This window comes from Pedobacter gandavensis (assembly GCF_014172405.1).
Classification (GTDB): Bacteria; Bacteroidota; Bacteroidia; order Sphingobacteriales; family Sphingobacteriaceae; genus Pedobacter; species Pedobacter gandavensis.
This window is the reverse complement of record NZ_WNXC01000006.1, coordinates 52,140-66,810: the sequence shown is the minus strand read 5'-3', so window position 1 is coordinate 66,810 and position 14,671 is coordinate 52,140. Positions and strand designations below refer to the sequence as shown.

Annotated in this window: 12 protein-coding genes; 10 read left to right on the top strand and 2 right to left on the bottom strand. The window is 38.3% G+C overall.

Translation table 11 applies throughout. The features are described 5' to 3' along the window. Positions 1-8: 8 nt before the first annotated feature. From GM920_RS16020 to GM920_RS16000, 5 genes are all read left to right on the top strand, one after another. Positions 9-944, top strand: a complete 936-nt coding sequence (locus GM920_RS16020; protein ID WP_202986130.1) for a helix-turn-helix domain-containing protein — start codon at positions 9-11, stop codon at positions 942-944. Between the two features lie 43 nt (positions 945-987). Beyond that, positions 988-1,350: a DUF6370 family protein gene (locus GM920_RS16015; RefSeq protein ID WP_182959356.1), complete on the top strand. Its 363-nt coding sequence runs from the start codon at positions 988-990 to the stop codon at positions 1,348-1,350. Between the two features lies 1 nt (position 1,351). Next, positions 1,352-1,732 (top strand): PH domain-containing protein, encoded by a 381-nt coding sequence (locus tag GM920_RS16010; protein WP_182959354.1) that lies wholly within the window; start codon positions 1,352-1,354, stop codon positions 1,730-1,732. Positions 1,733-1,905: 173 nt separating this feature from the next. Continuing rightward, entirely contained in the window at positions 1,906-3,303 is a 1,398-nt protein-coding gene (locus tag GM920_RS16005) for an aminopeptidase P family protein (RefSeq protein ID WP_182959352.1), read from the top strand. Positions 3,304-3,457: 154 nt separating this feature from the next. Continuing rightward, positions 3,458-4,888: a FecR domain-containing protein gene (locus GM920_RS16000; RefSeq protein ID WP_182959350.1), complete on the top strand. Its 1,431-nt coding sequence runs from the start codon at positions 3,458-3,460 to the stop codon at positions 4,886-4,888. 45 nt (positions 4,889-4,933) lie between these two features. Here GM920_RS16000 and GM920_RS15995 read toward each other — a convergent pair whose 3' ends face one another. Both GM920_RS15995 and GM920_RS15990 read right to left on the bottom strand, forming a co-directional pair. After that, the gene (locus GM920_RS15995; RefSeq protein ID WP_182959348.1) at positions 4,934-5,191 is read right to left on the bottom strand and encodes a helix-turn-helix domain-containing protein; all 258 of its coding nucleotides are present in this window, start codon (positions 5,189-5,191) and stop codon (positions 4,934-4,936) included. A 331-nt stretch (positions 5,192-5,522) separates the two neighbouring features. After that, positions 5,523-5,714, bottom strand: coding sequence for a cold-shock protein (locus tag GM920_RS15990; RefSeq protein ID WP_182959346.1), 192 nt, complete (start codon positions 5,712-5,714; stop codon positions 5,523-5,525). A gap of 308 nt (positions 5,715-6,022) precedes the next feature. On the opposite strand from GM920_RS15990, the gene GM920_RS15985 reads away from it, so the two are divergent. The 5 genes from GM920_RS15985 to GM920_RS15965 all read left to right on the top strand — a co-directional run bounded on the left by GM920_RS15985 (position 6,023) and on the right by GM920_RS15965 (position 14,636). Continuing rightward, positions 6,023-8,206, top strand: a complete 2,184-nt coding sequence (locus GM920_RS15985; RefSeq protein WP_182959344.1) for a PAS domain-containing sensor histidine kinase — start codon at positions 6,023-6,025, stop codon at positions 8,204-8,206. A 173-nt stretch (positions 8,207-8,379) separates the two neighbouring features. Beyond that, entirely contained in the window at positions 8,380-11,337 is a 2,958-nt protein-coding gene (locus GM920_RS15980) for a CheR family methyltransferase (RefSeq protein WP_235964552.1), read from the top strand. Continuing rightward, positions 11,318-12,961, top strand: coding sequence for a PAS domain-containing sensor histidine kinase (locus GM920_RS15975; protein ID WP_182959342.1), 1,644 nt, complete (start codon positions 11,318-11,320; stop codon positions 12,959-12,961). The genes GM920_RS15980 and GM920_RS15975 overlap by 20 nt, the downstream gene beginning before the upstream one ends. Before the next feature lie 4 nt (positions 12,962-12,965). Beyond that, entirely contained in the window at positions 12,966-13,964 is a 999-nt protein-coding gene (locus GM920_RS15970; protein ID WP_182959340.1) for a chemotaxis protein CheB, read from the top strand. Positions 13,965-13,985: 21 nt separating this feature from the next. After that, complete coding sequence (locus GM920_RS15965; protein WP_182959338.1) at positions 13,986-14,636, top strand: response regulator transcription factor; 651 nt, start codon at positions 13,986-13,988, stop codon at positions 14,634-14,636. The last annotated feature ends 35 nt before the right edge of the window (positions 14,637-14,671 follow it).

Here is a 14,671-nt window from a genome sequence, read left to right as displayed (position 1 = left end):
TTGATTGTATGTTGTTCAAAAATCAAGACCTCTATCAAGTGAATAAAAGCGAAAGCTTAAAGGATTACTATGATCTTCTAAAGACGCATCGCCCGGAAATTACTGTTCCAAGCTTTGAGATGGTCAGTGATATCGGACATTTCGGTATTTTCAAAAGATCTGCTTATTGTCACGTGAACCCAACTCCTTATAACCGGAGAGATTTTTATAAAATATCTTTGATTATTGGTCATGGCGTGCTTCATTATCCAAATGAAAAGATTGAAGTGAATGGAAGAGCTTTGTTGTTTACCAATCCGAATATACCCTATGCCTGGGAGTCGACTTCAGCCTCACAATCGGGTTATTTTTGCCTTTTTACAGAGAATTTTATTCATAAGAGAAATGAAAGCCTGCGGGAGTCTTTGTTGTGGCGGATACAGGATTGCCCGGTAATCCTGATTACCGAGGAACAGGAAGAGACGTTCAAAAAAATCATGCTGAAAATGATGGAAGAGATGGAGGGGGAGTATGTCCATAAATATGACTTACTGCGGAATTATATTCATTTGATTGTACATGAGGCGCTGAAAGTCAGGCCAGCCAGTACTATTTTCAAAGAAAATAATGCCTCTGTCAGACTCACGTCATTGTTTTTAGAGTTATTGGAACGTCAATTCCCAATCGGTTCTTCAGATCATGTTTTGGAACTCAGGACGGCTCATGATTTTGCACATAAACTCTCTGTACACGTGAACCATTTGAACCATAGTGTGAAAGAGGTCACCGGGAGAACGACTTCTGATCATGTATCTAGAAGAATTGCAACGGAAGCAGTTGCTTTGTTGAAGCATACCGAATGGAATGTAGCGCAAATTGCTTATTGTCTTGGCTTTGAATACCCGGCCAACTTTAATATCTTCTTCAAAAAACACATGCAGTGTACACCTAAATCCTTCCGATAGAATTTTTGCTTTTTATTGTAACTTTAGACAAATTTAAACGATTATGAAAAAGTTTATTACCCTTATGTTTTTTGCCTTTCTGGCTATTGGCGTTCAGGCGCAGCAAAAAACAAAAAAAGAACCAGCTATTGATTTTAAAACACCACATATCGTAGAAACGGCTTGTGGAGAGTGTAAATTTGGCCTGAAAGGAAAAGAATGTGACCTTGCGGTAAGAATTGATGGCCATGCTTATTTTGTGGATGGAACTGATATCGATGACCATGGTGATGCACATGCTAAAGATGGTTTCTGCAATAAAATCAGAAAAGCAGAGGTGACTGGTAAAGTGGTAAACGGTAGATTTAAAGCCAGTTTTTTTAACCTATTGAAAGACGATCCAGCGCAACCAAACACTAAAATATAATATGGGATTATTTTCTGCCCTTATGGGCAACGCAGGTATCGTAAATAACGATCAGTTGAATAAGGATTTTCATAAACTCCTAACCCAAGGAGAGGAAATTGAATTGGGATTCAAACTGCTCAGAGATACTTTTATCTTTACTTCAAAACGTCTTATTCTGGTAGATATTCAGGGAATTACAGGTAGCAAAACAGAATATTTGTCTATTTCTTACAAAAGCATTTCGCGCTTTAGTGTAGAAACTGCGGGTACTTTTGACCTTGATGCGGAGCTGAAAATCTGGATATCCGGAGAAGCTCAACCCAGCATCAGGAAGAAATTTAACAAGTCGGTCAATGTATTTGATGTACAGAACGTATTGGCTTTTCACGTGTTGAAATAAACATCTTTAAGGAGGCTATCTCATTCGAGATAGCCTTTTAACTTAGCGTTGAATTCCTCGACGCTGAATTCCTGATTATTTAAAAGGGGATTTTCCGACTCATTATTTCCTGGAAAAATGTAGAATACTTGTGGTTAAGCGCTAACTTTGAAATTAGTTAAAAACCATAAAATATGTTTCATAAAGACGAATATATAGCAAGAAGAAAACAACTCTCCCAACAATTCAAATCGGGGATTTTGCTTTTCTTGGGAAATGAAGAAAGTCCCATGAACTTCTTAGATAATGCCTACCATTTCAGACAAGACAGCACCTTTTTATATTACTTTGGGATTCCGGAACCTCAGCTTGCTGCGGTAATTGACCTGGATGAAAATCAAGTGACCCTGTTTGGAGATGAGATGAGCATTGATGCGATTGTTTGGATGGGTAGACAAAAAACATTAGCCGAGAAAGCAAATGAAGCAGGTCTTACTCAGCTTGCACCTTTAAATCAACTGGATCAATATCTTGCTAAAGCAAAAACTCAGGGAAGGACCATACATTTCCTTCCTCCATATCGCGCAGAACATAAAATTAAATTGGCAGAATTGCTGGGGATCACGCCTGCAGCAGTAAAGGAGCAGGCATCAGTTCTGTTTATCAAAGCTGTAGTCGCACAACGTTCTGTGAAATCAGCACTGGAATTGATCGAATTAGATAAGGCATCGGTGATTTCTGCAGATATGCATTTGAAAGCGATGCAACTTGCCAGACCAGGAATGACGGAAAATGAATTGGCAGCAGCTGTTCATCAGGTAGCCTTAACTGCTGGCGGACAACTTTCCTACCCGATTATTTTAACCGTAAACGGACAGATCTTACACAATCATTATCATGGTAATACCTTAAAAGAAGGAGATATGGTATTGAATGATTCCGGTGCAGAAACGCCAATGGGTTATGCCGGCGACCTTACCCGTACTTTTCCTGCCGGTAAAAAATTCCTGCCAGCTCAGAAAGATGCGTATAACATCGTACTTCATGCTTATCAGGAGGCTGTTCAGGCATTAAAACCTGGTGTTAGGTATATAGACGTACATTATCAGTCTTGCTTAAGTCTTGCGGAAGGCTTAAAAGAATTGGGATTGATGAAAGGAAATCTGGAAGATGCGGTGAGCAGGGGGGCACATGCCTTGTTTTTTCAATGTGGTACCGGACACATGATGGGACTGGATGTTCATGATATGGAAAATCTTGGTGAACAATATGTTGGATATACAGATGACCTGCAGAAAAACACCAGCCAGTTTGGTCTGAAATCACTTAGATTGGGGAAAGAATTGGCAGAAGGATATGTCGTGACAGTAGAACCAGGGCTTTATTTCATTCCTGAACTGATTGACCAATGGCAGCAAAGTAATGAGTTTTCAGAATATATCAACTACGATAAAGTTCAGGCTTATAGGGATTTTGGTGGTATCAGAGTAGAAGATGATTATGTGATCACCTCTGATGGCTTTAGAAAACTAGGTAAAGACCTGGCGATTTCCGTAGAAGAGGTAGAAGAAATCAGAAGTAATGCCTTTTAGGTAACAATTGAATTAAATCGGAAGTTTTATACAAACGTTTGTATAAAACTATTGTTATAAGTATTAATTGTTTTCTTCCTGACTAAGAATTATCTGAAATTATAATTTTCTTAGTCAGGATTACAAAAAATAAACAGGATAACGCTGGAAATTTATGGGGATTAAAGTAACAGGGCACTGGAATGAAATAGAAGAACTGACAAAGTTGAAAGCAGGAGATGAAGCTGCCTTCGGGAAAATTTATGTGTTCTACAGTGAAAAGATATATGGGCAACTGCTACACCTCTTAAAAGATCAGAATTTAGTAGATAAATTGGTTCAGGATTTGTTCTTAACCGTATGGGATAATAGGAACAGTATTTCTTTAAAAACAGCTTTCAAAGTTCAACTGAATACCATGGCAGAAAACCTGGTGTTTGATTATTTTAGGAAGTTTGTTAGCGATGAAGAAACGGAGCTGCTGATGGCACATTTCGGAACACTTTCTCAAAAAGAATTGCGTTTATTGATTCGTAAAGCTTTAGCAGATGAACTTCCTTCAAATTTTATCGATATACGCTTAAAAAAACATATTGCCGACCTTTACCCCTTATTGAGTTCGGTGATTAAATCCATGGATCATAAGATAAAACTCATTCCATTTTATAAGCAAAGGTCTTTCGCTTACCTCGCAATAGCCTGCCTGGCCTTATTGACCACAGGTGTTATGTCCATATTTTATCGGGAATTCAGGGCTTCAAAATTCGATGATCCGATTACTGGTTCGGCTTCTTATGGTATTGTACCAGGCAGTAACAAGGCTGCGCTTTTATTGCCAGATGGCCAAGTCATTAATTTAAGCGAGGTGAAAAGTGGATTGCTGATCACAGAATCAGGAATCACCTATAACGATGGTACCGAACTTTCCGTGTCTGCCTATGGGCAGGATTTGACGCTTAAAACCCCTAACGGTGGTCAGTATATGATTACGCTATCTGATGGGACCAAGGTATGGGTAAATGCAGCATCTTCCCTTAAATTTCCAGGTGTATTTTCCGCCGAGAAGATTCGTAAAGTAACGCTCAGTGGTGAGGCTTATTTTGAGGTTGCTACCGCCGCCGCAAGTCCTTTTGTGGTCAAGTCGGCCAAACAGGAAGTTAAAGTCTTGGGGACGCATTTTCAAGTGAGCAGTTATCCAGATGATGAGGTGGTCAGCACCGTTTTATTGGATGGAAAGATATTGGTTGATCACCCTTCAATTGGAAATAAGGAAACTTACCTGAAACCTGGACAGCAGCTGTTATTGACGGATACAACGGCTAAAGTAGAAAATGTTAATGTAGCTGAATTGCTGGCCTGGAAAAATGGGGAGTTTGTATTTAAGTCCGAGCCATTGGGAAGTATTATGAAGAAGATCAGTCGTTGGTACAATGTGCCTGTGGTATATGAGGAGGATAATCAAGACCTGCTACTGACGGCGAAAATTTCTAGGTTTGACGAACTTTCTAAGGTTCTGAGTCAATTAGAACTATCAGGAAAGGTTCATTTTAAGCTGGAAGCGGAACGTATAGTAGTATTAAAGGAAGCTCAGTTGAATACAAATTAAGTTGATGGCTTTGAATTGAAAAATCAAAGCCATCAAATACATGCTTTATATACTGCTAGCTAAATTTTCTACGATACATTCGTTAGGGATGAAATCCTGTGGGCTACAGCCGAATTCTATAGCTATTTTATTGAGTTGGTCGTAAGTGTACATGGCTGGCCATCTTTCTCCCTCAATTTGTCCTATATAGCCGTCAGAAACCTTAAGAACCATGGCAATATACGTTTGCCCTTTGTTTCTCTCTTTTCTGATCGTTCGTACTTTACGGACAATTTCCAGTTCAAATTTCGATTTTGTATTCATAATGAGCGCATTTAAAAAGACGGGTACATTACAGATTCTATTAAGAATTTAATATTGTATTTGCCTTTTTTGTTGGTTTTGGTGGTTAATTTGGTTGATTGTATTCGTTTTTTGTGTTGTGGTGGTGCTTATCTGTTTCTTATAGTTTAGGATTTATTGTGCTCTATTCTGTTTCAATTCAAAACTAAAGTTAACCAATTAAATAAATTATTGCACAAGAAATACAATATTATTCATTGCGTTTTGTGTTTTTTAAGAAATCAGGCGAATTATGCTGAGAACTAAGCATCTTGGTCGCTTTTTCTTAAAGAAAAGGTCTCTACAATCTGGTTTAACCTTTCTTCACGTTGACTGCATTTAACCCTTTTTTACCATGAGCTACTTCGTAATGCACAGTGTCATTGTCGCGGATAGGTTCTAATAGCCCTGAAGAGTGCACGAATATTTCTGCAGACCCATCATCAGGGAGTATAAACCCAAACCCTTTGGTTACATTGAAAAATTTTACTATTCCTTTTTGCATGATTTAAAATTTATGGTTTCTATTTACGATTTTGTTTACCTCAGCGGAACAAGCAAGGTCTGGAAATGTTTATGATTTTAATTTGTTTTGCTGTTTAGTGATTGATTTCAGGTACTTTACGGTCGATCTCTGCGTGTTTTTTCTATGAGGTACAGCGTATAAATACGATGCTTTAGGAGGAGAGATCGCTTATAATAACTTTAAATATATTTGCTTCTTTAAAATACAATTTCTTGATTTGTTTTCATTGAAAAACACTTTGAGCATTGGCTTGTTATTTAAATTGATTTTATGTTTCTTCCTTTTTTATGATCAGTATTTCCCAAGAAAAATACGCGGATTTATTCAAAAATTCCGGTGCCGAATATATTCTAAATCTAATTGATGTAGCCTGTTTGCAGCTAAATACCGATCATGTGGTCTTGTACGCAAACAAAAAAGCAGGATTACTTTTTCAGCTTAATGTTACCGGAATTATTGGTGTAAATGCTTGGGAATTATTTGATAAGAACAATAGTCAGGAAGCTTGTCAAGCCATTCAGAAAGCAGTATTTGAAAATGAAGCAAGTATCACCGAGTATTTTTGCAGACGTAATCAAAATTGGGTCTCTCTTCATGCTATCCCCTCCGAAAATGGGGTGGTTTTAATGTTTACGGAGATTACTGAGATCACGAATGCTAAGTTCCAGCTACTGGAGGAGCAACGGCGCTTAAAATTGGCTCAGGAATTGGCTAATGTTGGTTATTTCGAGGGCGCAATAGGACTGGAATCTCTTTATTTAAGTGACGAATTATATCGTATTTATGGTTATTCCCCGCAAGAAAAACCCTTTAGCTTTGAGCTTCTTTTTTCTTATTTCCATCCGGAAGATCAAGCGTTAGCACGCAGAACTTTTGAGCATCAGCTACGGGAAAAATGTGCTTTTGAGGACAGCTATCGAATTGTGACAGCACAGCAGGACATCAAGATAGTTAAATTAAGAATGGAGTTTGCCTGGGATGAGATCACTGGCCTGACACGCTTTTACGGGGTAATACAGGATGTGACCATACACCATCACACGAAAGTAGAGCTGAAAGAGAGCAAGGAACTGATCGCATTCGTTTTTAATGCAAGTTTGGTGGGGGTATCTTTGTTAAAGCCGATCAGAAACCCTTCCGGAGAAATCATAGATTTTAGGGTTGAAATGACTAGTCGTGAATTCGAAAAGGAAGCAGGTCGAGGTGATTTGGTTGGTAAATTGTTTTTAGCGGAATTTCCAGGGTTAAAGGCATCAGGTTTATTTGATTTGATGTTAAATGTCATGGAAACATCGGTCTCACAACAAATGGAGGTTCATTATCATTATGATGGTTATAATGGGTGGTTTTCGAATATGTTTGTGAAAATGGAGGACGCTTTAATGCTCACCACGATGAACATCAGCAATCGTAAGTTTGCCGAGCAGGAGCAATTGAAAAATCTAATGATCTTGCAACAATCTGAAGAACTGGCAAAAATTGGTAGTTGGGAATATGACCTGACTTCGGAATCCTTTAGCTGGTCAGAAGGAATGTATCGCCTTTTTAATCTTCCTAAAGAGGTATTACCAGAACCGGAAATTTACCTGCAATTTGCTACTGCACGCTGTGTACCTATTGCCGAAAAAATAGTAAAGTTCCTTAAAACCGGTGAGAAAGGCTTCGAAGAAACCATGGAGATTTTGGTGGATGAGAAACTTAAGGTTTTAAAATTAAGGGCTTCAATTCATCGGGATGAAAATGGAAAAGCATTAAAGGTATTAGGCGTTGATATAGACATGACCCTCCAAGTTGCGCTTTTCAGAAAGAATGAATTGCTCAAAATGGAGATTTTTAAGACGGTTCTGGAAACGCAACAGGCAGAACGTAAGCGTATCGCCGAAAATCTACATAACGGACTCGGACAGCTACTCTATGGTGTAAAACTCAATTTATCGAAAAACATGCTCAATCAGGCGAAGTTATCCGCTGCTGAAAATCTAAAGGAGTTACAAGAAACAGATGGCTTATTGGCAGATGCAATTAGAGAAAGCCGGAGACTTTCGCATGAATTGATGCCTGCCATATTGGAAGATTTTGGCCTAAGAGCAGCGTTAGATGATATTTGTAATCAATTCCAACTCGCAATACTTATCCGTTCCATCTACACCGGATTGGAAAATCAAAGGGATAAATCTATTGAAGTTGCTATATATAGGGTGGTTCAGGAATTGATCATTAATGTGGTTAAACATGCAGAAGCTAACACAGTTATCTTAACGATTAATGCCAATGAGGAGGTGATTCATATCCAGGTTCATGATGATGGAAAAGGCTTTGATCAAGATCAGGTATTAAATAATGGAATTGGTCTGAAAGCAATTAGAAATAAGACTAACCTCTTAAACGGATCTCTGGCTATCAATTCTGAAATTGGAAAAGGGACGGTAATTTCAGTCATTATTCCCAATCTTCCTTCATTGATCCAATGAGGTTAAATTCATCAGTAACGCTTATTTGTAAATAAAGACTGGTCGATGAGAAGGATTTCAGAATCACATGATGTTCCTAAATAGCTGATTGTATGCTGTAAGGTTAATTTGAGGCATTTTCTTCAGAGAATAGATTTTTATCAAACTATTTTAAGCTTACATTAGCTATAAATATGGATATAGAGAAAAATAGTTTCATGCAGCTAAGAGAAGAAGCTGATTCTTCCGAACCTGCTGAAGAATTGGAAAAAAGCAAACAAAAGAAGTTTTTTTCAATTATAGGTATGGGAGGTTCTGCAGGTTCTTTTCATGCATTTGAAGCTTTTTTTAGGCATACTCCCATGGATACCGGTTTTGCTTTTGTGATCATCATGCACTTGGATCCGGATCAAAATATTGGACTTCCTGAACTGATTCAAAAATCGACTGCTATGCCAGTTGTCGAAGCATTAGATGGATTGAAGTTATCTCCTAACCATATCTATGTAATTCCTCCGGCACGGGATATGGGCATTCATAATGGTCATTTACTGTTGTTTAATGAATCCAGGTCAAAAGGGGCACACATGTGTATCGATTATTTCTTTCAAAGTTTAGCTGAAGATCAATGGAATTATGCTGTAGGCATTGTCTTTTCAGGGATGGGAGCTGATGGAGAAATGGGATTGAGAATGATTAAAGAAAAGCTGGGAATGGCAATGGTTCAACTTCCGGAATCAGCTGAATATACCAGTATGCCTGATGCAGCTATAAAGACTGGAATGGTTGATTACATCTTGCCTCCAGAAGAGATGCCAGCTAAATTGATTCAATACTTGAACCATCCGGCACTCAAAACAGTTGGAACAGACGACTTGTTAAAAGAAAGAAATAATCATACCCACCTCAATAAGATTTTGATGATGCTGCGTTCGCATACAGGTCATGATTTTACACTGTACAAGAAAAATACCATCACCAGACGCGTAGAAAGGAGAATTGCTTTTCACCAACTCCCGGATTATATTAATTATGTTAATTTTCTTAGAGAAAACCCCTTGGAGATCGATATCCTTTTTAAGGAATTATTGATTGGAGTAACCAAGTTTTTCAGGGATACTCCTGCCTTTGAGCAATTGAAAGAACACTTGTATAGCAGACTGGTTAAGAAAAAAGTAGAGGAGCCAATTCGCATCTGGATCGCAGGTTGCTCTACCGGAGAGGAGGCCTATTCTGTGGCGATTTATGTGATGGAATTTTTAAGTGCAATGAAGTTCGGACCTCAACCTAAAGTGCAAATTTTTGCCACGGATTTAGATCCGAATGCAATTGATCATGCCAGGGCTGGTTTTTATTTTTCTAACATCACTTCTGAAATTTCTGCCGAATATCTTGAACGGTATTTTGTGAAGAAGAACAATGGTTATGTAGTGAAAAAGGAAGTTAGGGAGCTTATTGTTTTTGCACAACACAACCTGATTAAAGATGCTCCTTTTACCAGGCTTGACTTATTATGTTGTCGAAATGTGATGATTTACCTGACCGCAGATTTGCAGAAGAAACTCATGCCAATATTTCATTACTCCCTCAATATCGGTGGAATCCTATTTCTAGGACCCGCGGAGTCTGTAGGGGTTTTTAATGATGCATTTAATGTGCTTGATTCCAAATGGAGGCTATATGAGCGTAAGGATGGAGTTTCAGTTGCGGGAAAAATGATTGATTTCCCATTTAATATCACCAATCAATTGGATAAAAATATGAAAGGACTACAGGAAAAACCAGTAGCCAAAAATTTATTGGCTGAGCGTTTTCATAAAGTGCTCTTAGAGGCCTATACACCTTCCTCACTGCTTGTAGACGATAAAGGAGAGATTCTGTATATCAATGGTAAGGTAGATAAATACCTCAAATTTCATTCTGGAGAGGCCTCCATGAATATCCATAAAATTGTAGTGGAAGAGTTGAGGTATGCATTGGGAAATGCCATCCATCAGTCGATTTTGGAAAAAGCTAAAGTAGAATTTACTGAGCTAAAGATTAACTTTAATGGGGTTCCTCAATGGGTTGATTTTAGCGTGGATCGTCTCGATGATACACAGTTGCAAAATCTTTTTGTAGTGGTTTTTATAGACAGAGGACCAGTAAAAAAGAAAGCCGGAGCAATTGGGAAACGGAATGCAATGCAAGGTGCTGCAGTAGAGGGTCTGGAAAAGGAACTGACTTATACGAAACAGCAGTTACATACCACGATCGAACAAATGGAGACTTCTTTAGAAGAATTGAAATCCACCAATGAAGAGCTCCAAAGTACCAATGAAGAATTGCAAAGTACCAATGAAGAGGCATTGACGACTAAGGAAGAGATGCAATCTTTAAATGAGGAGCTCATGACCATTAACCTTCAATATCAGAATAAAGCGGAAGAGTTAACCCGTATGAATAATGATATGAAAAACTTGCTGGACAATACGGATATTGGAACTATATTTTTAGACAATAACCTCAATATACTGCGATTTACTCCTCAGGTAAATAAGCTATTTAATCTGATCAATTCTGACGTGGGCCGTTCAATCACACATATCGCTTCTAACTTTGATTACCCCTCAATTGAAACTGCCATTTTTGAAGTCATAGAAAAACTAAATGGTAGGGAATTGGAAGTGAAAACAAAGACCAACGAATGGTACAACCTAAGAATAATGCCTTACCGGACTATGGATAATTTCATCAATGGTGCAGTGCTTACCTTTACGAAAATTACCCCTGTTAAGGCTTTAGAAAGAAAGTTTTCGATGCTACTTTCTTACATTCAGGCAACTGTTGACCATTTACGGCACGCAGCAGTTATCCTGGATAAGGACGGTAAAGTGATGGTTGTAAATAGCTTCTTTTTACAGATGTTTCAAATGAGAGAATTAGAGGTTAAAGAACAATTTTTTATGGAAATTGTTCATAACAGATGGAGCACAAATAAATTAGACGCCTTATTCTTATCTGAAGATAAACATCCTAAACTATACCTTCAGCACGATTTTCCTAGTGTAGGTATGAAAAAGTTAATGATACATTTAGAATATGTTCCTGAAGCAAAACAGGAAGAATACACGGTGAGTATTGTAAATTTCATTGAAAAAGAAAGTGAGTAAAAAAAGCAACAGAGAGAAAGTTATTTCCTTGCTGCGTGCAAGGATCGGGAGATCATATGACCCATCCTTGTCCTTAAATAAACAAATCTCAGACCATGAACTGGAAGTTCTCCTGGAAGAACTGCAGATTTTTCAATTGGAACTGGAAATGCAAAATGATGAACTCTCTAATTCCTACGAATTGTTGGAATTGGAACGGACCAAGTTTGTAGACTTTTTTAACCTTGCACCGGTGGGCTATTTTATCATAGATCATGCTGGTTTGGTGCAAGAAGCCAATCAGACAGGCGCGGATATGCTGGCGACCCTAAAATTGAATATCATTGATAAGAAATTCCAGGACTTTATTCCTTCACAGGAAAGGGATAAGCTATATGCTTTTTTGCACCAAATGAATTCAGCAAAAACGAAGCATAATTGTGAGCTTAAGCTCTTGATGGCTGGTGGTCATGAATGTGATACTCGGATGGAAGGAATAGCGATCGTTGATCCCGCTACAAACAATAATAAATATTATATTACAGTCATTGACATCTCAGAAAGTAAGTTTGCCCAAAGGGAACTTTTGAAAACCACGCAAAGATTGGAAATGACATTAAATGCTTCTGGTACTGGTACATGGTGGCTGGATCTGGATGGTGATAAATTATTTCTTGATGAATTTAGTTACTCCGTACTCGAATTGATGAAGTGGGAATTCGACGGCACAATTACTGGCCTGGTTTCATTAGTTCATCCAGATGATAAAGAACGGGTTACTGAAGTGTTATTACAGACGCTTAATAGCTTTGATGATATGGATCTGGAATTTCGGATCATCACGAAAAATGGAGAGATCAAGAATATTGTAGCAAAAGGACATGAGGTGGTGACTGAAATTGTTCCCCGTTATTTTGCAGGAATTCTGATGAATGTTACAGCGCAAAAAAAGTTAGCCAAAGAGGCAGCTGAATTGCAGGAACTCCAAAAAAGGTTGGTGTTATCTACGGCTTTTAATGCTCAGGAAAAAGAAAGATACAGAATTAGCAGTGCCTTGCATGATAGTGTTTGCCAGATTTTATACGGTATTCGCTTAAACCTTCAAAATATACAACTCAGCAAAAATCTAAGAGGTGAGTTTGTGAATGTCAATAAGTTATTGGACCAGGCAATTGGGGAAACCAGAGAGCTTTCCTATGAACTGACGCCCTCAGTATTGAGGGATTTCGGCTTTGTTTCTGGCGTTAAAGAGATGGCTCAACGGTTAAGTACGCCAAAATTCGAAATAAAAATAGTTATAAAAGAGGTGATTTTGCCAATCAATGAAGAAGTCCAGCTGTATGTGTTTAGGATGATTCAGGAATTGATAAATAACTGTATCAAACATGCGCATGCAACAGAAGCAAAGATCATCATCAGCCCCGCTGGCGAAAATGTAAATATAGTCTTCAGTGATAACGGTCGGGGATTTGAAAAAGAAGTGAAGGATTCCTTGTTTCTGGGATCTGGAATTCGTGCAATCCAGAACCGTATTTTTCTTCTAAATGGGAAGATGCATATCAATACCGGGAAAACGGGGACAACGATCAGTATTCAGTTTAATCGGGGTTCAGAATTAACAAAAAACGCAGGGACTTTATCCTAAGGTGATGTCTAAAAGGGAGGTGAAGAATATTATTGTTGTTGGAGCCTCCGCTGGAGGGATTAACGCGGTATCAAAACTCGTTGCAGGATTTGATGAGAATTTTGACGCTGCAATATTTGTAGTGATTCATATTTCCAGAAATTCTTTAACAGAGGTTATTCTCAACCAGATCCAAAAACAAACCATTTTAAAATGTGTCATCCCCAGAGATGGTACTAAAATTAGTAATAAGGTAATTTATCTGGCACCAGCAGATCATCACATGATGATTGAAAAGAAGAAAATTCTAATCAGAAAGGGTGCATATGATAACTATTGGAGACCTTCTATTGATGTGCTATTTCGTTCCGCTGCCGTTGCTTATAACTCCGCTGTGACCGGGATTGTGCTCACGGGTTTACTGGACGATGGTACCTCAGGTATGTCTGCGATTAAAAGAAGTGGTGGCCGATGTATAGTGCAGGATCCTCAGGAGGCCGATTTCCCAGATATGCCAAATAATGTGCTTCACAGCCTGGAAGTTGATTATGTGGTGCCTATTAATGAAATGGGATATATCTTATCTGACCTGTTTTCCAGAAATCATACTGAACTTGGTACAGTTCCAACCGACGTGAAGATAGAGGCTGAAATTACAATGAGAATGAGTAGCAATGTCGCAGATTTACAAAAAATAGGACCTTTAACTCCTTTTACGTGCCCATCTTGTGGTGGTTTACTTGCGAAAGTGCAAGATGATCAGGTCCCCCGGTACCGCTGTTATACAGGGCATACCTTTACAGAGAAAACACTGGAAGCTGAAAAGATAAAGGGAATAGAAGAATCTTTATGGGTTGCCATTAGGATGATGGAAGAAAGAAAAAATCTACTGGAAGCCATGGGAAACCATCATAGTTGGAACAAAACAGAGCGGGTGGAACAGATGAAAATCCATATCAATCGTTTAAAGGAGATGTTGATGGATTTAAATGAAAATCTGGATAAGAGGGACAAAGATTTATAATCAAATATTAAATTAAGTAAGATGTTACAAGTATTATTAGCAGAGGATCATAATATAGTTCGAAATGGCATTAAGATGCTGTTAGAAACTGATAAAGATATAAATGTTGTTGCAGAGGCCGTAAATGGGCTGGAAGCGCTAGCCTACTTAGCCACCGGAGCAAAGGTGGATATTGTACTTGCGGACATCAATATGCCAGAACTAGATGGAATGATGTTGTTGAAGGAGATTAAAACCCAATATCCTTCAACGCTGATGGTGATGCTATCGATGCATGACAATGAAAAATATGTTACACAAGCTTTCTCGGAAGGAGCTGTTGGGTATTTATTAAAGAGTGTAGGGGCGGAGGAATTGATCTTTGCATTAAAACATGTCAATTCTGGTGGGAAATACCTGTGTTCAGAGCTCTCTATGAGATTGTTGGAAAAATGTAGTCAAAATGCGACACGTATTGCTAATAATGATGAAGTCGTACATGATTTTTCGGCTCGGGAGATTGAAATTCTAGGATTAATCTCAGAAGGACTCACCAATATTCAAATATCTGAACGCTTATTTATTAGTAAAAGAACAGTGGAAGGCCACCGTCAGACCTTGATAGAAAAAACAGGTTCGAGAAATACAGCCGCATTAATACACTATGCGATCTTGAAAGGGCTAATTCAATAAAAATGCTTAGAGGTTTTTAAGTTTTAAAGGAAATG

Bases quoted from the DNA above. Each gene is read 5' to 3' on its own strand.
- GM920_RS16000 (WP_182959350.1), top strand. From the start codon at position 3,458: ATGGGGATTAAAGTAACAGGGCACTGGAATGAAATAGAAGAACTGACA.
- GM920_RS15970 (WP_182959340.1), top strand. From the start codon at position 12,966: ATGTCTAAAAGGGAGGTGAAGAATATTATTGTTGTTGGAGCCTCCGCT.
- GM920_RS16020 (WP_202986130.1), top strand. From the start codon at position 9: ATGTTGTTCAAAAATCAAGACCTCTATCAAGTGAATAAAAGCGAAAGC.
- GM920_RS15985 (WP_182959344.1), top strand. From the start codon at position 6,023: ATGATCAGTATTTCCCAAGAAAAATACGCGGATTTATTCAAAAATTCC.
- GM920_RS16015 (WP_182959356.1), top strand. From the start codon at position 988: ATGAAAAAGTTTATTACCCTTATGTTTTTTGCCTTTCTGGCTATTGGC.
- GM920_RS15990 (WP_182959346.1), bottom strand. From the start codon at position 5,714: ATGCAAAAAGGAATAGTAAAATTTTTCAATGTAACCAAAGGGTTTGGG.
- GM920_RS15980 (WP_235964552.1), top strand. From the start codon at position 8,380: ATGGATATAGAGAAAAATAGTTTCATGCAGCTAAGAGAAGAAGCTGAT.
- GM920_RS16005 (WP_182959352.1), top strand. From the start codon at position 1,906: ATGTTTCATAAAGACGAATATATAGCAAGAAGAAAACAACTCTCCCAA.
- GM920_RS16010 (WP_182959354.1), top strand. From the start codon at position 1,352: ATGGGATTATTTTCTGCCCTTATGGGCAACGCAGGTATCGTAAATAAC.
- GM920_RS15965 (WP_182959338.1), top strand. From the start codon at position 13,986: ATGTTACAAGTATTATTAGCAGAGGATCATAATATAGTTCGAAATGGC.
- GM920_RS15995 (WP_182959348.1), bottom strand. From the start codon at position 5,191: ATGAATACAAAATCGAAATTTGAACTGGAAATTGTCCGTAAAGTACGA.